Origin of the sequence: Bartonella sp. AP88HLJMH, assembly GCF_042195605.1 — a bacterium.
Classification (GTDB): domain Bacteria; phylum Pseudomonadota; class Alphaproteobacteria; order Rhizobiales; family Rhizobiaceae; genus Bartonella.
The window spans coordinates 1-732 of the sequence record NZ_JBHIOR010000107.1; the positions used below are offsets into that span (position 1 = coordinate 1).

A 732-nucleotide genomic window follows, 5' to 3' on the forward strand; every position below is an offset into this window, starting at 1 on the left:
CTTTCAGGTTTTCTTTTGTTTGAAGTTCATTAAATAGATTTTTGAGGTATTGAAAACGATTTTCTACGTTTTCAAAACTTTTTAAAGTTATAGCTTTATCTAGTATCGATGCAAATTGTAAACGCTCTGAAATAGTTTTGCCCATTTGATCAAAAGGCCCAGAAACTTTGTTTTCGTCCTCTAGTACCTTTTGATATGATTCTCTTGAAAGCTTATCACTCTTATAGAACGATTCTGGTTCTTTGAGAAAAAAACTAGAAAAGTCTATTTGCTTTGGGTTTGTTTTCTGACTATTTGTTATAGCCTGATAGGTTTTTTCTGTTTGCGAAAGTTGTTCTTTTTTCAACTCAAGCTGTTTTTTAAAGAGCTCAATAATTTCCCCTTTTTTTAATAGCTTAATAAGCTCCAGATATTCCGCTGGTAGAGCAGGTGGTGGCGATGGAGCAGGTGAATTCTGTTTAGTATCTGATTCCAAAAGAATCTGTGCCCTTAAAAGATTTAGCCGCACGTTACCACCTACATGATTTCCATCAACATTGTTTGCATGTGCCAAATTTATCATCCCCAAAAGGGTAATCATTCCTGTTATAATAAATCGCTTTTTCATATATTTGCTCGCTTGATTTCGGCAGGGATTGTTTTATTAATGGGCACACGGTTCCTATCATTGGGCTGTTTTAGCTTTGGTGCTAATGCACAAGCCGATAAAAGGTTTGCAATCAAAATTACAAG

General features: G+C 35.0%; 2 protein-coding genes. Both read right to left on the minus strand.

The window, feature by feature from the left end; all coding sequences use genetic code 11:
• The coding region (locus tag ACFIMA_RS09830) for a hypothetical protein (RefSeq protein WP_375693787.1) at nt 1-607 on the minus strand (607 nt) is incomplete at its 3' end.
• Nucleotides 604-732: TrwH protein (locus ACFIMA_RS09835; RefSeq protein ID WP_375693788.1), on the minus strand; the 129-nt coding region annotated here is incomplete at its 5' end. The genes ACFIMA_RS09835 and ACFIMA_RS09830, both read right to left, overlap by 4 nt.